The organism is Xanthobacter autotrophicus, assembly GCF_029991245.1.
Lineage (GTDB): Bacteria > Pseudomonadota > Alphaproteobacteria > Rhizobiales > Xanthobacteraceae > Xanthobacter > Xanthobacter autotrophicus_C.
The window spans coordinates 1-18211 of the sequence record NZ_JAIVFO010000093.1 but is presented as its reverse complement, the minus strand read 5'-3'; the positions used below and the strand labels follow the sequence as shown (position 1 = coordinate 18211).

The window sequence follows — 18211 nt, the reverse complement described above, 5'->3', positions numbered from 1 at the left end:
GCGCGAGGCCGGCCGCCGCCCGCCACAGGCGGCGGCGGGCGGGGACGGCGGGCGATGGCCCGGATGGTCCGGTCTCGGTCATCGGGCGGGCGCCACCTCCAGCGTGCCGGCGGCGGTGCGGGCGAAGCGGTCGGGGCGATACATGTCCTCCACCATGGCAGGGGGATGGGCATAGCGCCCGGGCGAGACCGCCCGCACCGTATAGGCGACGATGAAGGCGCCATCGCCCTCCTGCCGGGTCACCGAGGCGACGAAGCGGTCGTCCCGGAACTCCACGTGGCCGGCCTCGCTGGTCTCGTCCAGCCAGGTGAAGCCGCCATCGCCGCCCTGGATGAGGCTGGGATTCTCGATCTCGAAGCCGGCGGGCAGGTAATCCACCAGCAGCACGTCGGCCAGCGCGCTCTGGGTCTCGGTGAACGAGAGCACCACCGCGAAACGCTGGTTCTGCACCGCCCTGGAGGGATCGGCAGCCTTGCCGTCGAGGGTGAAGTAGCGTCGCTCCAGGGTGAAGCCCTTCGCCACCGGCGGCTCCGGCGCCACGGGGGCGCCATTGATGCCGATCACCACCTTCACCGCCTCGGCGCCCGCATTGCGCAGGGTGAGCGGCCCGCGCTCAAGATCGGCACGCGAGAGCTTGCGGCCGAACGGGCCGCGCACCAGGCCGCCATCCACCTCAAGCCCCATGTTGGCGGCGCTGGCCGCCAGCGTGCGGGCGGCGAGCAGCAGCCAGGCATTTTCCTGCGTGGAGGTGCGCTCGGTGCGCACCCGCGCGGCATCCACCCGGGCGAGCGCCACGTCGGCCAGCTTCTCCAGCCCCGCCTCGCGGGCAAGCACCGTGAGGGCCGCCGCATCGCGCAGCACCGAGCCGAAATCGGCCCGGCCCGCCACCGGCGCGCCGGGGTTGGCCGGCAGGCCGTCTATGGCCACGTTGAAGGCCCGTTCCGCCCGGGTGCGATCGCCGAGCAGCGCCAGCGCCGCGCCCACCTGTCCCTTGGCGAGGGGCGTGCCGAGGTCCTTCAGGCGGGTGTCGGCGAGATAGCGCAGGTCGCCCAGCGGCGCGCGGCCGTTGCGGGCCAGCACATAGAGCGCATAGGCCAGGTTCTCCGTCTCCGCCCGCATGTCGGCGCCGGCGAGGTTGACCACGTTGCGCAGCCGGTCGAGGGCCAGCGAGAAGGCCACCTCCGGCACGGCGAAGCCCTTCTCCTTGGCGCGGCTGAGGAAATCCACCACATAGGCATCAAGCCAGGTGTCGGAGCCTCCGGCCGACCACAGGCCGAAGGAGCCGTCCGAGCCCTGCCGGGCCATGATCCGCACGATGGCGTCGCGGATGCGCTGGTCCGCCTCCGGATCGGTGGCGCGGCCCGCCAGAACGCTCAGCTCGTTGTACGACAAAAGCGGCAGCGCCCGGCTGGTGATCTGCTCGGTGCAGCCATAGGGGTAGCGGTCGAGGGCGGCCAGCAGGGCCGGCACGTCAATGGTGCTGGAGGGCATGGCGCTCACCGCCACGCTGCCCGTTCCCGGCAGGAGATCGGCGAGGAGGTCGCGCGACAGGGTGATGCTCTCCCCCGGCGCGAGCGTGCGCACGGTGCGCCGCTCGATATCCGGATAGGCCGGGCGCACGTTCATCTCGAAGCTGCGGGTGATGTCGAGCCCCTGCCCGCTCAGCCGCGCGGTGACGGTGGCGGGACCCACCGCCTTGCCCTCCAGCGCGAGCCGCAGGGACTGGCGCTGCTTCGCCGCCAGCGTCACCGGGCCTGCCGGCTGGGTGACGGTCGCGGCGCCGGTGGCGGCGACATCAAGGCGATATTCGCCGTCCGGCGCCTCCACATTGGTGAGGTCGAGGTTGAGGCTGGAGCGGTCGCCGGAGGCGAGGAAGCGCGGCAGGGTGGCGAGCATCACCACCTTGTCGCGCACCACCACGTCGGCTGATGCGTGGCCGAGCTTGCCGGCGCTCCAGGCGATGGCCATCACCCGCGCGGTGCCGTCGAAGGCGGGGATGGGGAAGGCGACGGTGGCGGTGCCGTCCGCCCCCACCTCCACCAGGCCGGAGAACAGCGCCAGCGGCGGCCCGTTCGGCGGGCTCGCGAGCATGGCCGTCTCGCCGCCGTCACCGCCGGAGCGCAGGCGGCCGGCCGCGCCCTGCATGCCGTCGATGAGCGCGCCGTAGAAGTCGCGGATGTCGGAGGCCAGCCGGCGCTGGCCGAACACCACCGCATCGGGGGCCGGCGGCTTGTAGCCGGTGAGGTTGAGGATGCCCACATCCACCGCCGCCACCGTCACATAAGCCTTCTCACCCGCCGCGAGGCCGGCGACGCGCACGGGCACGGAAAGGGTGGTGTTGGGGCGGATCTGCGCGGGCGGCGTCAGCTCCACCTTCAGGGTGCGGGCGTCCTTGTTCACGGAGAACCATGAGAGGCCGATGGCGCGGCCGGGCATGCGGCTCGCCCCCACGTCCAGCGGCCGATGCATGAAGGCCACCACATAGGCCCCCGGCCCCCAGCCCGCGCCCACCTTGAAGCTCACCTTGTTGGCGCCGGGCGAAACGGTGAGGAACTTCTGCTCCAGGAGGCCCTCGTTCAGCACCAGCACGCTGGCGGTGCCGGCGGCGCGGGCGGTGAGCGTGGCATCCAGCGTGTCGCCGGTGGCATAGGCGGAGCGATCCAGCGTCAGCTCCAGCCGGTCGGGCGTGTCGGCGCTGCCCTCGCCGGCAAATCCCGCCTCGAACGGCAGGCTGGTGAGCGGCAGGCCGTCGCCCACGATGTCGAGGCGGTAGCGGCCGTATTGCGTGGGCATGGAGAGCCGCGCGGCACCATCCGCCTTGGTGTCGAGCCGGCCTTCGGCCACGCGGGTCACGGTCTTCACCGGCTCATAGTCCCACGAGCCGCTGACCCGATACCACTGGTAGCGCGTCTCGATGCGCGACAGTTTCCAGGAGAGGCCGGGCGCGGCGAGGAGCTTGTCGTCGATGCCGGCGACCACCACGTAGAAATTGGCCACCTCCCCTTCCCGCACCCGGTCGGCAAACAGCGGCTTCACGCCGATCTGGCTGCCCGCCGGCGCCACCGGCAGCACAATGGTGCGCTGGACCGCGCGCCCGCCCGCCTCCACGAGGCGCACGAAGGCTTCCATCTCCAGCGGCCGGGCGGTGCGCGGCAGCTCGGAGGCCACAAGGCGCAGGCTGGCGCGGCCGCGCGCGTCGGTCTGGGGCGCATCCGCCAGAGGCTGGCGCTCGGCCAGCACCTGGTCATCCCCATTGCCGAAACGGTAGCCGGCAAAGCCGGGCCGCTCAGAGGCGGCGCGCAGTTCGCTTTCCGCCTCCACGTCGAGGCCGGCGGCGGGGGCGCCGAACAGGAAGCGCCCGTCCACCAGCACCTCGGCCGGCCGGTTGCGCGGCAGGCGCGTCTCGCGGGCGGAGAGGTCGAACTCCACCCGGTCGGGCACATAGTCTTCCACCAGGAAGGTCACTTCGCCCACGGCCGGCGCCTTGGGATCGGTCAGCGCCTTGGCCCGCCAGGTGCCGGTCATGGCCCCCTTGAGCAAGGCGAAGTCCGCCGTCCGCCCGCCCGCGCCCTGGTCCGCCACCACGAGGCGGCGATCGGCGACACCGTCGGGCCGGAACAGCTGGAGGGTCAGGGGCACGCCGGGCGCCGCATTGCCCTGCGCGTCGCGCAGCAGGACGGTGAGGTGAACGGTCTCGCCGGAGCGGTAGACCCCGCGCTCGGTGGCGAGAAAGGCGTCCAGCCCCCCCGGCGCGTCGCGGCCGGACACGCCCCGGTCGGTGAGGTCGAAGGCGGTTTCCTTGAGCGACAGGAAGGCATAGTCGCCGCCGTCCGTGCGCGCCGTCACCACCTCCGGACCCAGGCCCGCGGGGCCGCGGGAGAGGCCGGCATCGAAGCGCACATAGCCGTTGGTGTCGCTCTTCGTCGTGGCCAGCACCTCGTTGGAGCGGGCAATGAGGCGCACCTCCGCCCCCGCCACCGGCTCGGCGCTGCCCAGCGAGCGCAGCAGCACATGCACGCCATCGGGCCCCGACAAGGCGGTGAGGCCGAGGTCCGAGACGATGAACCACTGGGTCGCCTTGGTGGAATAATCGTCGTCGCCCGCGGTCTTCTCCGGCTCGGCGGTCATCACATAGACGCCGGGCTCCAGCCGCCCCACCGCCTCGGTGACCGGCACGGCGGTGTTGACGTCCGCGTTCAGCGGATTGTCCACCTCCAGTACGCCGGAATAGACGGCGATGGCGGAGCCATCGGCCAGCCGCTCGCGGGCATAGGCCTCGATGCCCTGCCGGAACTCGCCCTGGATGGCGGTGGGCACCAGGCCCCGGTCGCCGATGCGCAGGATGTCGACCTTCACCGCGCTGGTGTTCACCGAAACCAGCGGAATGCCCTTCTGTCCGGTGCGCGGCAGCACGTAGTTGCGGCCGGTGAAGCGCACGGTGGGCGAACGGTCGCGCACGTAGATGGTGAGTTCGGTGGACTTGCGCAGGCGCTCGCCGGTGACGGCGGGAATGCCGGGCCGCACCGCCAGCGTGTAGCGCTCGCCATGCTTGAGGCCCTCCACGCAGATCTGCCGCGCCTCGCCGGTGATGGCCGGCTTGTCGATCCCGCCCACCTGCACGAAGGCGGCGAAATCGGTGCCGGCGGCCAGATCCTCGGAGAATTGCACGCAGGCGCGCGGGGCGGCGGCGTCCGATTCCACGGAATAGTCCACCAGCCGGAAGCCGTGCTCCTCCTTCAGCTTGTCGAGGAAGGTACGGTCGGCGGCGTTGTCGCGCAGGTCGATGGCCAACTTCATGGTGTCGATGGCGGCGTTCCACAGGCGCCGGTCGGCATAGACGTGGCCGATGAAGGACAGCGCCTCGCCCTCTTCCGCCCGGGTCTGCGCCCGGCGATAGGCGATGAAGGCGGCGCCCATGGCATTGTCGATGAAGGCGGAGGCGTCCTCGTCGTCATTGGGCTTGATGGCGGCGAGCGAGCGGGCAAGGCGCAGCCACACCCCGGAATCCTGCGCCTGGGCGATGGCGAGGCTCGCATAAAGCTCGGCGGCGGCGCGCGCATCATTGCGCTGGAAGGCCTGGGCGGCGTCGCGGCGCACCTTGTCGAGGGGCTGGGTGGGCGCGGTGCCCTCGCGGCGCAGCACACGCTCATACCGGCGGGCGGCGCTCACGAGGTCGGAGCGCTGGAAGGTCTTGAGGCTGGCGGGCCGGGGCGGCACGGGCGGCTGCGGCTGGGCCGAAGGCGCGCCACCCGGCACCGTTGCCGGCGGGCGCGGCACCTGCCCGAAGGCCAGCGTCGCCGGGCTGGCAACCGCGACGGCAAGGCAGGCCATGCGGCCGAGCGTCAGGAGGCGATGACCCAGGGACTCACGGCGCAAAGACTCACGGTGCAAAGAATCGCGGCGAAGAAAAAGACGGCGAAGGTCCATGGACCGCTCCCTCGGTGCGCGGCACCGTTACGGGAGGCGAGGCGTGCGCCGCGGGCCTCGGACGGGGCATCGATCAGGCGCCATGCCCGATCTGTCCCGGAGCACGTTCCGATCAGATTGCATCGCAATCGGACCGGCAAACCGTTCCCTGTCCTGAAGTCGGAGACCGCTCCACCGTGCAGGCCACTGAAACCTGAACGGATCGCGCTCCAAAGCCCGCTGATCGTTCGACCGGCCCCCTTACGAGAAATGACCGACCGGTGCCCGCTCCCCCAAGAGAAGCCGGCCCGACCCCGCACCGTCATCTATGCGCAACCGGGGCAGCTCGCCAAGGGGGTGTTTGGAGAACGGCGGGTTATTTCCCGAACGGCAGACCTTCGGCGGTCAGGCGTCCCGCGCCGGCATCAGCACATGCGGGCGCAGGAGATGAATGCGGCGCCGGCCGATCCGCGCCACCAGCCGCCGTTCCGCCCTGGCGCCGGACGGATGGCCGCCGAGCCGCTCGTAGTATGCGCGGGAGATGAGAAGCCCCTGGCCGGGCGCCGGCAGGCCGAACAGGGCCAGCCGCGCCACCGCGAGCGCTTCGCCGAAGCGCGGGCCGATGCCGTAGCCGTCCACGGCGAGGCGGAAGGTGGCCGCGATGCGCTCGGCCTGGCCGCGCCGCTCGCAGGTTTCGATGAAGGCCATCACCTCCCGCGACCAGCCCTCCTCCAGGATGGAGCAGTCCGACAGGAACAGCACCCAGCGCCCGCGCGACTGCGCGGCCCCCTGGCGCAGCCGCACGCCCACGTCGTCCACACCCGTGAGGAAGGCGCAGCCGGCGGCATCGGCGATGGTGAGGGTGCCGTCCGTGGAGCCGGAATCCACCAGGGTCACGTCACGCAGCACGCCCGCGGTCACGCCCGGAACGAGCGCCGACAGGACCGGCACGAGTTGGCGTTCGGAATTGTGCGTTGCAATGACGACGGACAGCACGGGAAACGTTCTCATTGAGCGTTCCCGCCAGCTATACCGCCGCTTCCGCGCGCCGTCGATGCCGCAACGCACAAAAACTGCTGTCTGTTGCGGCTTGCCGGGCTGCGGATCGATGCGAAGCGGCCTGAAGGCGCGCGCGGAACTTTAAGCCCGCAGCAAAGCAGGGGGCGCGGCCCGCCGGACGGTTACGCCCCCGCTATTTCGGGCAGGGCACAACCTTGTAGACCGCGTCGGCAAACTGCTTGACGCCCACATTGATGCGCAGGGGCGAGGTCCAGGTCTGGTAGGTGACGATGCCGCGGGTCATGGCGATCACCTTGTAGTTCTCGATGCCCTTGGTCTTGTAGCACTTTCCGGGCTGAATATCCTCTTCCTTCAAAGGCATGGCAAAAACCTCAACGCAAATGGCCGAAACAACATGGCCAGTATGATCGCCTTGAGGATCGCGATCAAGACGGCCTGCCGCAGTGCAGCAGGCCCGCCTGGACGGGGATGCGCGCCGGCCCGGTTGCGTCAGGCCATGATGGAGAGGCCGCCGTCCACATAGACGGTCATGCCCGTCAGCCGCCGCGCGAAGGAGGTGGCGAGGAAGGCCGTGGTGAGGCCCACGTCGTCGATGTCCACCAGTTCGCCGATGGGCGCGCGCTGGGTCGCCTCCGACAGGAGCACGTCGAAATCCTTCAGGCCCGAGGCGGCGCGGGTCTTGAGCGGGCCGGGCGAGACGGCATGGACGCGGATGTCCTTTGGACCCAGCTCGTAGGCGAGATAGCGCACCGTGCTCTCCAGCGCCGCCTTCACCGGACCCATGAGATTGTAGTTGGGCACCACCTTTTCGGCGCCGTGATAGCTCATGGCCATGAGCGTGCCGCCACCGGTCATCAGCGGCTCGGCGAGCTTCGCCATGCGGATGAAGGAGTGGCAGGAAATGTCCATGGCCACCTTGAATCCCTCCGCCGAGGAATCCACCAGCCGGCCCTGAAGATCGTCCTTGGGGGCGAAGGCGATGGAATGCAGGGCGATGTCGAGGCTGCCCCACTCCTGACCGATGCGGGCGAAGACGGCTTCCAGCTCGCCCTCCCGGCTCACGTCGCAGGGGGCGAAGATGCTGGCGCCCAGTTCCTGCGCCAGCGGCTCCACATGGGGCCGCGCCTTTTCGTTGAGGTAGGTGATCGCCAGATCGGCACCGAGCCGGCGGAACACCCGGGCGCAGCCATAGGCGATGGAATGCTCATTGGCGATGCCGAGCACCAGCGCCTTGCGACCCTTCAACGCTGCGCCGAGCAGGTCCCAGTCCGGCTGAGACAGGGAACCCGTCGTCGTATCCTGCGCGCTCATACGGCCTGCCCTGCATAGGAAGGAAAAGGAATGACCCGGGCTGCACCGCCCTCGGCCAGGATGCGCTTCACGTCGGCGACAAAGTCGGTCACCTGCGGCCCGAAGGCGATGTTCGCGAGCAGCCGGTCCAGCAGGGTCAGCAGGTGGGCGCGCGCCTCCGGCGTCGGCAGCAGCGCCGGCAGGGTGGCGAGGGCCTCGTCGGGCGCATGCTCGACGATGATGGACTGCCGCCGGATCACCCCCTGCGCGTCATCGGCCGGCAGCGCCAGAAGACCCACCTCCTGCCCCACCAGTTCGCGGATCTGCTTCAGGGTGGAAAGACGGTGGCGTCCGCCGCCGCGCTTCTGGGCGAGCAGCGCCACACGCACGGCCGCATCGGTGAAGCCGCCCTCGCGCATGGCGGCCAGCGCCGACGCCACCTCCACCGGAGATTGCGCCACGATGGCGGTGGTCGCCGGCGCGGTGAGGTCGGGGTCCAGCATGGCGAGGGTGCCGTAGAGGCGGAAGAATTCCGTCTCCACCGTGGCGTCGCGCAATTGCCGGTAGAGGTCGAAGCCGGCGGTAATGGCGGTGGCCATGAAGCGCTCGGCGGCCACGTGCGGGCCATCCTCGTTGCGCGGGGTGCGCTGGCCGCGGGCAAATTCGGCGGCCGGCGCCAGAGCGGCGAGGAACGGGTTAAGGTCGGAGAGCCCCCAGTGCGCCACGCGCAGCGGGTGGATGGCCCGCAGCGCCCGGCCCATCTCCGGCGTCACCACCGCCGAGAGGACGGGATGAACGAAGGTCTCATAGGCCCGCACATTGACCTCGGAAACATTGGCCACCGCCTCGAACGGGATCTCGTCCTTGCGGCTGTATTTCTGCAGCACGGCAAGGTCTTCCACCCGGCGCTCGGTGAGCGTCACGTCGTATTTCACCTCGGCGCCGGAATGATCCTCCTCGATGGTCATGCCATAGAAGCCGGGCGGCAGCGCCTCCACATATTCGATGAGGTCCACGATCTGCGCATGCTCGCGCCGCGCCACCGCGCCGGAGACGAAGATGCCGAGATGGCCGACGCTCTGGTGCATCAGGCCGACGATCACCTGCCCCGCGTCCTTCAGGGCCTGCGTGGTGGGATAGAGGTCGGCCACCCAGTTGATGGCCTGCTGCGGCGGGGTGATGTTGTCGCCCAGCGAGGCGAAGACGATGATGGGCGAGCGCACCGCCTTCAGGTCGAAGCTCTTGCCCGGTGCCCATTCCGCCTTGCCGGTGGCGAGCCTGTTGCCGACGAACAGGTTCTCGACGATCCACTTGATCTCGTCCCGGTTCATCAGGAAGTAGCCGCCATGCCAGCGCTCGAACTCCAGGTAGCGCGGCGGCTCCGTATCAATGTGGGAATAGAGGGTGTAATACTTGGTGAAATAGGTGTTGGCCGGGTTCAGATACTCGAAATTGTCCACCAGATAGGCCCCGTCGAAGACCCCGCCGCCGAGGTCCGCGGCGAGCGAGGCCGTCCACGCGCCGCCGAGCACGCCGCCGGCGTAGCGCATGGGGTTTTCGGCATCGTTGCCGGCCCAGTAGGACATGGGCGCGCCATTGACCACGATCGGCCCCACATTGTCCGGATCAAGCGAGGCCACCAGCATGGCGGCCCAGCCGCCCTGGCAGTTGCCCACCACCACCGGCTTGCCGCGGGTGGGATGGCGCTCGCGCACGATGCGCACGAACTCGGCCTCCGCCAGCGACACGTCCGCCAGCGTCTGCCCCGGCACCGGCTCGGGGAAGAAGATGACCACGTAGACCGCATGCCCGGCCTTCAGCGCGAAGCCCACTTCCGAATCCGCCTTGAAGCCGCCGATGCCCGGCCCGTGGCCGGCGCGCGGATCGATGATCAGGAACGGCCGCTTGTCGGGATCGAGCGTCACCCCCTCGGGCGGCAGGATGCGCACCAGGGCGTAGTTGGCGGGGCGCGCGAAGGTCCGCGCATCCGCAATCGTTTCATAGTCGAAGGCGAGCAGCGGCGGCTTGCCGGCCTTCTCGTGGGCGATCCAGTTGTTGCCGCGCTGGCGCATGGTGTCCCAGAAGATGAGGGACCGCTGGGCCGCGTCGAACGTGTAGGAGACGGTGTCGCGCCAGGCGCTCGCCGGATCCTGCGGGCGGCCGGTGGACGCGAACGCGCTCGCCGCGCCACGCATGGCCTCGCCATAGGCCGACACCGCCTCGCCGAGGCGCAGGCGGTAGATTTCCGCCACCCGGCCGTACACCTTCATCATGTCCAACGGGTTCATGTGCGTCTCCTTTGAGAGTCGCCGGGTTTCATTGAACCGCGAAACGGCCTCAGGCCGTGGGCTTAAGCCGCTCAGATCTGGCCGATGTCCAGCCGGCTCTCCGCCAGCACCGCGCGCATCTCGCGCACGATGGTCCATTCCTCGTCGGTGGGGATCACATAGGCCTGCGGGCCGCTGCCCCTGGTGATGCGGGTCGCACCGGAGCGGTTGGCTTCCGGGTCCAGCTCGAAGCCGGCCCAGCGGGCGGCCCCGATCACCTCGGCCCGGGTGGCGGCGTCGTTCTCGCCGATGCCGGCGGTGAAGACGAGGGCATCGATGCCGCCCAGCGCCGCCACCAGCGAGCCGAGTTCCCGGTTGATGCGATAGACGAACAGGTCGATGGCCCGCTGCGCGCTCGGCTCCGCCTCCGCCTTCTCGCGCAGCTCCCGCATGTCGTTGGAGATGCCGGAAACGCCGAGCAGGCCGCATTTGGTATAGAGGAAATGCTCCGCCTCCGGCGCGGTCATGCCCAGCTCGCGCTGGAGATAGAACACCACCCCCGCATCGATGGTGCCGCAGCGCGTGCCCATCACCAGCCCGTCCAGGGCGGAAAAGCCCATGGTGGTGGCGATGCTCTTTGAGGCCGCTAGGGCGCCGAGGCTCGCGCCCGAGCCCAGGTGCGCCGCCACCACCCTGCCATGCACCAGGCGCTCGTCCACGTGCGGGAACTGGGTGGCGAGATAGGCATAGGACAGGCCGTGGAAGCCGTAGCGCTTCACCCCCGCGTCGGTGAGGGACTGCGGGATGGCGAAGGCCTGGGCGATCTCCGGCTGGGTGCGATGGAACGCGGTGTCGAAGGCCGCCACCTGCGGCAGCCCCGGCACCCGCCGGGCGATGATGCGGATCGGCTCCAGGCTGCGCGGCTGGTGCAGCGGCGCGAGCGGGGAAAGCCTGTCCAGCTCGGCGATGATCTCCGGCGTCAGGCGCACCGCATGGGTATGGTTCGGCCCGCCGTGCACCACGCGATGGCCCACGGCAGCGAGCTGGTGGCCGCCGCGATGGTCCGCAAGCCAGTCGGACAGGTAGGCCAGCGCCTCCTCGAACCCGTAGGCGGCGGCGTGGGGCCAGCGCTCCTCCCCCACCACCGCGCCCTCATGGTCCTTCACCCGGAAGCGCGGATCGGTGCCGAGGCCCTCGAACAGGCCACGATAGAGGCGGTTCGGCACATCCGCGCCGTCGTCCACGAACACCTGGAACTTGAGGCTGGAGGAGCCGGCATTGAGGACAAGCTGCACCTTCGCCATGTTCAGACCTCCACGGCCTTGGCCACCGCGCGCTGGGCGGCGGCAAGCAGAGCCGCCACCGCGCAGGAGGCCAGCCGCGTGGACTTGGAATCCGCCCGGCTGGTCAGGATGATGGGCACGCGGGCACCGAGCACGATCCCCGCGGCATCGGCACCGGCGAGGAAGGTCAGGCTTTTCGCCAGCATGTTGCCGGCCTCAAGGTCCGGCACCACCAGGATGTTGGCCCGCCCCGCCACCGGCGAGGTGATGTGCTTGATGGCCGCCGAGCCGAGGTCGATGGCGTTGTCGAGGGCCAGCGGCCCGTCCACGATGCCGCCGGTGATCTGGCCGCGATCCGCCATCTTGCACAGGGCCGCCGCCTCGATGGTGGACGGCACGTCGGGGTTCACCGTCTCCATGGCCGAGAGCACGGCGACGCGCGCCTCCTCGAACTTCAGCGCATGGGCCAGATCGATGGCGTTCTGGACGATGTGGCGCTTGTCTTCCAGCGACGGGGCGATGTTGATGGCCGCGTCGGTGATAATCAGCGCGTCCGGATGGCCCGGCACGTCCATGAGGAAGCAGTGGCTGATGCGGCGCGCGGTGCGCAGGCCGATGTCTCGGGCGACCACGGCACTCATCAGCTCGTCCGTGTGCAGGCTGCCCTTCATCAAAGCGTCGGCTTCTCCGCAGCGCACCAGTTCCACCGCCTTGGCGGCGGCCTCGTGGCTGTGGGCAGCGCCGACCTGCCGCAGGGCGGAAATATCCAGCCTGGCCGCGGCGGCGGCCGCCGCGATCTTCGCCGCCGGGCCGACCAGGATGGGCTCGATAAGGCCAAGCTCGGCCGCCTCCAGCGCCGCGCCGAGGGCGGCCTCGTCGCACGGATGGGCCACCGCGACCCTCAGCGTGGGCAGGGCCTGGGCGGCGGCGATGAGGCGATCGTACTTCTCGTGGCGCGGAGACTGGGCGTGCGGCGATAAAGGCTCAAGGGCGACGGAGGCCGGCATCAAGGTTCTCCCTGTTGTCCTACCGGTTCGCGAGGTTCAACGCCACGACCCTGCGATCATTGCCCGCCTGAGGCCAAGAAAAAGGCGCCTACCACGGTAGGCTCAAACAAATATCTTGTTCAAAACAATGCCTTTCAAAGGCTCACGCATTCTATGACACAAATCAATCCTTGGATTTATGACGCTTTCGTATCGCCCTCCTCGCCTGGACGAGCCCCATCCGTATCAACCGCCGCCAGCGCCTCGACCGCATTGCGCATGGTGGGGTGGATGACGATGCCATCAGGGTTGAAGCCGTGGGTGACCATCCAGTTGCTCCACTCGGTCTGCCGGCCGGCGCCGACGAGCGCGATGCCGCGCCGGCGCAGGGCCTCGGCGATTTCCTTGAGGGTGAAAAGGCCGGTCACATCCACCTCCGTCACCGGCAGCAGATCGAGGATGACCGCCTTCGGCGCCCCGTCTTCCGCGCTGGTGGCCGCCAGCAGCGTGTGGCGGAAATGGCCGGCATTGAAGAACACGAGCGGGCCGTTGAAGCGGAAGATGACGAGGCCGTGGGGCGCGGTGGCGCTTTGGTGCCGCGACAGGGCATGGAAGCCCGGCATGCCGGCCACCCGGCCGAGGATTTCCACCCGGGGTCGTGCGCTCATGCGCAGGAACCGCAGCAGGGCCAGCACCACCGCGACCAGGATGCCCTGGGTCGCCCCCAGCACCACCACGCCCAGCGTGGCCAGAATGCAGATGGCCGCCTCCGCCCGGTCGGCGCGGGCGATGAGGCGCAGGGTGGCAAGGTCCACCAGCGAGAGGCCCGCCATCACCAGCACCGCGCCCAGGGCCGCCACCGGCACGTAACGCAGCGGCGTGGTGAGAAACATGAGCACCAGCGCCACCGCCAGGGCGGCGAACAGGGCGGCGGCATGGGTGCGCCCGCCGGCCGCATCCGCCATGGCGGTGCGGGAATCCGCGCCGCTGATGGCGAAGCCGTGGGTGAGGGCCGAAACCACATCGGCCGCGCCAAGGGCGGCGAAGTCCTTGTCCGGGTCCACCTCGTAGCCGTTCTTCGAGGCGAAGGAGCGGGACGCGAGCATCATGCTGGTGAAGCTCACCAGGGCGAGGCCTCCGGCGGCCGGCAACAGGGCGGCCAGCGCCTCCGGATCAAGGTGCACCAGCATGACGCCCGGGAGCCCCGCCGGCACCACGCCCAGCGTCTTCACCCCAAAGAGGTCGAGACCGAGCAGGAACACCGCCAGCGCCGCGCCGGCCATGGCCAGTACCGCCGCCGGAAAGGCCGGGAGAAGCCGCCCGCTCGCGATCATGAGGCCGAACGCGCCAAGCGCAACGAGCAAGGTCGGTGGATGGGTCTCGCCGAGACGCAGGACAAGGTTGAAGGTTGCATGCAGGACATGACCGCCCGTCCCCTCGATCCCCGTCATCTTGGCGAGCTGGCCCAGCACGATGGTGATGGCGATGCCGTTCATGAAGCCGACGAGGATGGGCTTGGAGAGGAAATCGGCCAGCACGCCGAGGCGCAGGAACCGCGCGAGGATGCAGATGATGCCGGTGAGCAGCGCCAATTGGGCCGACAGCGCGGCATAGGCCGCCCCGTCGCCAGCGGCCAGCGGCGCCACGGCGGCGGCGATGACGGCGCAGGTGGCCGCATCCGGCCCCAGCACCAGCTGGCGCGACGAGCCGAAGATGGCATAGGCGACGAGGGGGAAGACGCAGGAGTAAAGCCCCACCTCCGGACGGAAGCCGGCAAGCTCGGCATAGGCAATGCCTACCGGGATCGCCACCGCCGCCACCGCGAGCCCCGCCCGCAGATCGGGGCCGAGATCGCCCCGGCGATAGGCGAGGAGGGCGGCAAGCCCGGGGGCCCAGTGCCTGAGGCCGTCACGCACGTTCCCGCTCCTCGCCTTGCCGCGTCACCGTGCAGACGCCCAGGGACTTGCGGCGGACACGCATGCCCGGATTTTAGACGAGGATGGCTGAGGCTCATAGCCGGCTAAGGCGCAACGCCAAAGAAGCGCCCCGCGCCGGTGCGCGGGGCAGAAGGCAAACCTGGAGGAAAATCCCGGCCGGGCCGCGTGCGGGGAAAGCGGCCCGGCCGACGCCGCTCGGAAGGTCTCGTGCAGCGCGGGATCATCTTTCGCCAGCGCCGCAGCCGCCGCATCCCCCAAACTGAGGACGGCGCAGATTTCCGTCGCGACGGCCGATACGCTTCGCCGGCAGGGGCCTTTGCGCCACTTCATGCTCAGGTCACGAAGGGATCGGGCGCCACCCGATGCCCCGGATCGAGATCCCAGCCCGCCCCCTTCAGGTTGACCAGCCGAGAGGATCCGGCCCAAGGATGCCCCATGACTGCCGCCACGGGTCTGCGCACCCTCCTGCGCCACAAAGACCATCTCCTGAAGGGGCTCGCCGCCGTGCTGTGGCTGGTGATCGTCGTCCTGTCCCTGCTGCCGGGCAGCGGACGGCCGCACACCGGCTATTCCGGCAACCTGGAGCATTTCGTCGCCTATCTGGGCACGGGCGTGGTGACGGCCTTCGCCCTTCCGGCGGTGTCGCTCCTTCGCCTCGCCCTGCCCTTCTGCCTCGCCGCCGGGCTGTTCGAGATCGCCCAGACCGTCATTCCGGGTCGCTCGCCGGGCGTGGACAACTGGATGGCGAGCAGCCTCGGCGCCGTCGTCGGGATCATCGCCGTGCGCACCGTGGTCCGCCCCCTCCTGATGCGCTGCCTCTGCCGCAAGACCTGACAACGAAGCGGCGAGGCCGCCCCCGCGCGGCCCCTCCGCTTTCACTCACGTCATGGTGGGCATGACGAAGTCGGCGCCGGCGCGGATGCCGGTGGGCCAGCGGGTGGTGATGGTCTTCAGGCGCGTATAGAAGCGGACGCCCTCCGGCCCGTGCATGTGGTGGTCACCGAACAGGGAGGCCTTCCAGCCGCCGAAGAAGTGGAACGCCATGGGCACCGGGATCGGCACATTGATGCCCACCATGCCCACCTTGATCTGGTGCGCGAACTCCCGCGCCGCATCGCCGTCGCGGGTGAAGATGGCGGTGCCGTTGCCGAACTCGTGGGTGTTGATGAGGCGCGCCGCCGTGGCGTAGCTGTCGGCGCGCACCACGGCGAGGACGGGTCCGAAGATCTCCTCCTTGTAGATGCGCATGTCGGCGGTTACGTGGTCGAACAGGGTGCCGCCAATGAAATAGCCGCCCTCATAGCCCTGGAGCCTGAGGCCGCGCCCGTCCACCACCAGCTTGGCCCCTTCCGCGACGCCGCTGTCCACATAGCCGGACACCTTGTCGAGGTGCTGCCTGGTCACCAGCGGACCCATCTCCGCCTCAGGATCGGTGCCGGGACCCACCTTGAGCGCGCGCACCCGCGGCTCCAGCTTCTCCATCAGCGCCTCGGCGGTGCCCTCGCCCACCGGCACCGCCACCGAGACCGCCATGCAGCGCTCGCCGGCCGAGCCGTAGGCGGCGCCCATGAGCGCGTCCACGGCCTGGTCCATGTCCGCGTCGGGCATGATGATCATGTGGTTCTTGGCGCCGCCCAGCGCCTGGCAGCGCTTCCCGGTGCGCGCCGCCGTCTCGTAGATGTAGCGGGCGATGGGGGTGGAGCCGACGAAGCTGATGGCCTCCACGCCCGGATCGTTCAGCAGCGCGTCCACCGCCACCTTGTCGCCCTGCACCACGGTGAAGACGCCGTCCGGCAGGCCGGCTTCCTTCAGCCATTCGGCCAGCAGCAGGGAGGCGGAGGGATCGCGCTCCGACGGCTTCAGGATGAAGCAGTTGCCGCAGGCCAGCGCCACCGGGAACATCCACATGGGCACCATGGCCGGGAAGTTGAACGGCGTGATGCCGGCCACCACCCCCAGCGGCTGGCGCACCGCGTGGCTGTCCACGCGGGTGCCCACGTCCTCGGTGATCTCGCCCTTCAGCAGCTGCGGCGCGCCGGTGGCGAATTCCACCACCTCCATGCCGCGCTGGATCTCGCCCTTGGCGTCGGAAAACACCTTGCCATGCTCGGCGGAGATGACTTCCGCCAGCGTGTCGATGCGCTCTTCGAGGATGCGCAGGAAGGCATTCAGAATGCGGGCGCGGCGCAGGGGCGTGGTGGCCGCCCAGCCGGGTGCGGCGGCATTGGCCGCCTCCACCGCCGCGCGCACGTCCGCCTCGCAGGCGAGCGCCACCTCGCCCGACTGCACGCCGGTGGCCGGATTGAACACCGGGGCGGTGCGGCCGCTGGTGCCGGGCACCTGCCGGCCGGCAATGAAATGCGGGATGGCGAGCGGACCTGAAACAGGCTGGGCGGCGGCGAGCGGCATGGTCTGGGCCTCTTGAAGCGGCGGGACGGTGCCCCGTCTTCCCACTTCAAAAGACGCTCATCAATGCTATCATTCGAGCATCTGTTGTGCGGATTTTAAAGCATGGATTGGGACCACCTGCGCGTCTTCCTCGCCGTGGCGCGGCACGGACAGTTGCTGGCAGCGGCGCGGCGGCTGGGGCTGAACCATGCCACCGTGGCCCGCCGGCTCGATGCGCTGGAGGACGCCCTCGGCGCCCCCCTGTTCGACCGCCGCCCCGCCGGCTGCGTGCCCACGCAGGCCGGCGAGCGGCTGCTGCCGGCGGCCGAGCGGGTGGAAGCGGAGATGCTGGGCATCGCCGAGGGTTTTCGCGATGCGGCGGCGGATGTCTCCGGCACGGTGCGCATCGGCGCGCCGGATGGACTCGGCAACTACTTCCTCGCCGCGGAGCTGGGGGCGCTGGCCGCCCTTTATCCGGACCTCTTGGTGGAGCTGGTACCGCTGCCGCGCACCTTCTCCCTGTCGCGGCGGGAGGCGGACCTGGCCATCGTGCTCGATCGGCCCACGGAAGGCCGGCTGCTGGTGTCCCGGCTCATCGACTACACGCTGTCCGTCTACGCCGCCCGCGCCTATCTGGAGCGCCACGGGACGCCTGTCACGGTGGAAGACCTCGCCGGCCATGTGGTGGTGACGGGGGTGGAGGACCTCGCCTATGCGTCCGCGCTGGATTATTCGGGCGTGCTGGAGAAGCACGGGCGCAGCCGGTTCCGCTGCGCCAGCGTCATGGGCCAGATGGAGGCGGTGCGGGCGGGGGCTGGCATCGGCGTGCTGCACGATTTCGCCGCCGGCCGGCATCTGGATCAGCAAGGCCCGGATGCGCTGGTGCGGATCCTGCCCGGCATCGCGTTCCGCCGCTCCTATTTCCTCCTTGCCCATCCGGACACGGCACAGGTGCGACGCATCGCGGTGCTGCGGGATGTCCTCACCCGGCGCTTCCGCGAGGAGCGCGCCCGCTTCATCGTCCCATGAAGATGGCGCGGTCGGCGCGGATGGTGGTGGTGATGGCCTCCAGCACCGCCCGCACCCGGTTGAGGTGCTTGAGATCGTCATGCACCGAAACCCAATAGCTGCGGGTGAGGCGGAAGGCCCCCTTCAGCAGCACCTGAAGCTCGGGATGGGCGGCGGCGAGGAAGGCCGGCAGCACGCCCAGGGCTGCCCCGCTCAGCACCGCATTCACCTGCGCGATGACGCTGGTGGAGCGGATGACGGGCGTTACCTCCACCCCCGCCTCCAAGGTGGAGAAATCCAGCGCGCGGGTGAACAGCAGCTCGGGAATATAGCCCGCGAAGACATGGCCCTGAAGCTCCGCCGCCGTGCCGGGCCGGCCCCGGCGATCGAAATAGGCTTGCGTGCCATAGAGTTCGAGGGTGTAGTCGGTAAGCTTCTTCACGCTGAGCTGCCCGGCGATGGGCCGATCCAAAGTGATGGCGATGTCCACCTCCCGGCTCGCCAGCGAATAGGCGCGCGGCAGGGCGACCAATTCGGTTTCCAGCTTCGGATTCTCCGCCGACAGTGCCGCGAGGCGAGCGGCCAGATAGCCCACCCCCAGCCCCTCCGGCGCGCCGATACGCACC

12 protein-coding genes are annotated in these 18211 nt (G+C 69.8%); 2 read left to right on the top strand and 10 right to left on the bottom strand.

Annotated elements, in window-relative coordinates; all coding sequences use genetic code 11:
• Nucleotides 1–78: 78 nt before the first annotated feature.
• The 8 genes from K9U41_RS15365 to K9U41_RS15330 all read right to left on the bottom strand — a co-directional run bounded on the left by K9U41_RS15365 (nt 79) and on the right by K9U41_RS15330 (nt 14168).
• On the bottom strand, nt 79–5331 hold the full coding sequence (locus tag K9U41_RS15365; RefSeq protein ID WP_282641725.1) for an alpha-2-macroglobulin family protein: 5253 nt from the start codon (nt 5329–5331) through the stop codon (nt 79–81).
• Between the two features lie 480 nt (nt 5332–5811).
• Nucleotides 5812–6417, bottom strand: coding sequence for a glycosyltransferase (locus K9U41_RS15360; protein ID WP_282641724.1), 606 nt, complete (start codon nt 6415–6417; stop codon nt 5812–5814).
• A gap of 181 nt (nt 6418–6598) precedes the next feature.
• The gene (locus K9U41_RS15355) at nt 6599–6787 is read right to left on the bottom strand and encodes a hypothetical protein (RefSeq protein WP_138401061.1); all 189 of its coding nucleotides are present in this window, start codon (nt 6785–6787) and stop codon (nt 6599–6601) included.
• Nucleotides 6788–6915: 128 nt separating this feature from the next.
• A complete protein-coding gene (gene fabI, locus K9U41_RS15350; RefSeq protein WP_432715807.1) occupies nt 6916–7737 on the bottom strand; it encodes an enoyl-ACP reductase FabI in 822 nt (273 codons plus the stop codon).
• Nucleotides 7734–10004 carry a DUF3141 domain-containing protein gene (locus K9U41_RS15345; RefSeq protein ID WP_282641723.1) on the bottom strand — a complete coding sequence of 757 codons (2271 nt, stop codon included), beginning with the start codon at nt 10002–10004 and terminating at the stop codon, nt 7734–7736. Before K9U41_RS15345 ends, fabI begins: the two co-directional genes overlap by 4 nt.
• 71 nt (nt 10005–10075) lie before the next feature.
• Complete coding sequence (locus K9U41_RS15340; RefSeq protein ID WP_282641722.1) at nt 10076–11287, bottom strand: acetate/propionate family kinase; 1212 nt, start codon at nt 11285–11287, stop codon at nt 10076–10078.
• Between the two features lie 2 nt (nt 11288–11289).
• On the bottom strand, nt 11290–12273 hold the full coding sequence (locus tag K9U41_RS15335) for a phosphate acetyltransferase (protein WP_282641721.1): 984 nt from the start codon (nt 12271–12273) through the stop codon (nt 11290–11292).
• A gap of 176 nt (nt 12274–12449) precedes the next feature.
• Nucleotides 12450–14168, bottom strand: coding sequence for a SulP family inorganic anion transporter (locus K9U41_RS15330; RefSeq protein ID WP_282641720.1), 1719 nt, complete (start codon nt 14166–14168; stop codon nt 12450–12452).
• A 456-nt stretch (nt 14169–14624) separates the two neighbouring features.
• Between K9U41_RS15330 and K9U41_RS15325 the strand changes: the two genes are divergently transcribed.
• Nucleotides 14625–15023: a VanZ family protein gene (locus tag K9U41_RS15325; protein ID WP_282641719.1), complete on the top strand. Its 399-nt coding sequence runs from the start codon at nt 14625–14627 to the stop codon at nt 15021–15023.
• Between the two features lie 45 nt (nt 15024–15068).
• Here the strand turns inward: K9U41_RS15325 and K9U41_RS15320 are convergent, their stop codons facing one another.
• Nucleotides 15069–16598, bottom strand: coding sequence for a CoA-acylating methylmalonate-semialdehyde dehydrogenase (locus K9U41_RS15320; protein WP_282641718.1), 1530 nt, complete (start codon nt 16596–16598; stop codon nt 15069–15071).
• Nucleotides 16599–16700: 102 nt separating this feature from the next.
• On the opposite strand from K9U41_RS15320, the gene K9U41_RS15315 reads away from it, so the two are divergent.
• Nucleotides 16701–17606 (top strand): LysR family transcriptional regulator, encoded by a 906-nt coding sequence (locus K9U41_RS15315; protein ID WP_282641717.1) that lies wholly within the window; start codon nt 16701–16703, stop codon nt 17604–17606.
• Here K9U41_RS15315 and K9U41_RS15310 read toward each other — a convergent pair.
• Nucleotides 17593–18211, bottom strand: a 619-nt coding sequence (locus K9U41_RS15310; protein WP_282641715.1) for a substrate-binding domain-containing protein, incomplete at its 5' end; no start/stop codon positions are given. The two genes, K9U41_RS15315 and K9U41_RS15310, sit on opposite strands and share 14 nt — an antisense overlap.

What these genes read in the sequence shown, in the direction of transcription:
- K9U41_RS15365 (WP_282641725.1), bottom strand. Translation starts at nt 5,331, where the DNA reads ATGGCCTGCCTTGCCGTCGCGGTTGCCAGCCCGGCGACGCTGGCCTTC.
- K9U41_RS15360 (WP_282641724.1), bottom strand. Translation starts at nt 6,417, where the DNA reads ATGAGAACGTTTCCCGTGCTGTCCGTCGTCATTGCAACGCACAATTCC.
- K9U41_RS15355 (WP_138401061.1), bottom strand. Translation starts at nt 6,787, where the DNA reads ATGCCTTTGAAGGAAGAGGATATTCAGCCCGGAAAGTGCTACAAGACC.
- fabI (WP_432715807.1), bottom strand. Translation starts at nt 7,737, where the DNA reads ATGAGCGCGCAGGATACGACGACGGGTTCCCTGTCTCAGCCGGACTGG.
- K9U41_RS15345 (WP_282641723.1), bottom strand. Translation starts at nt 10,004, where the DNA reads ATGAACCCGTTGGACATGATGAAGGTGTACGGCCGGGTGGCGGAAATC.
- K9U41_RS15340 (WP_282641722.1), bottom strand. Translation starts at nt 11,287, where the DNA reads ATGGCGAAGGTGCAGCTTGTCCTCAATGCCGGCTCCTCCAGCCTCAAG.
- K9U41_RS15335 (WP_282641721.1), bottom strand. Translation starts at nt 12,273, where the DNA reads ATGCCGGCCTCCGTCGCCCTTGAGCCTTTATCGCCGCACGCCCAGTCT.
- K9U41_RS15325 (WP_282641719.1), top strand. Translation starts at nt 14,625, where the DNA reads ATGACTGCCGCCACGGGTCTGCGCACCCTCCTGCGCCACAAAGACCAT.
- K9U41_RS15320 (WP_282641718.1), bottom strand. Translation starts at nt 16,598, where the DNA reads ATGCCGCTCGCCGCCGCCCAGCCTGTTTCAGGTCCGCTCGCCATCCCG.
- K9U41_RS15315 (WP_282641717.1), top strand. Translation starts at nt 16,701, where the DNA reads ATGGATTGGGACCACCTGCGCGTCTTCCTCGCCGTGGCGCGGCACGGA.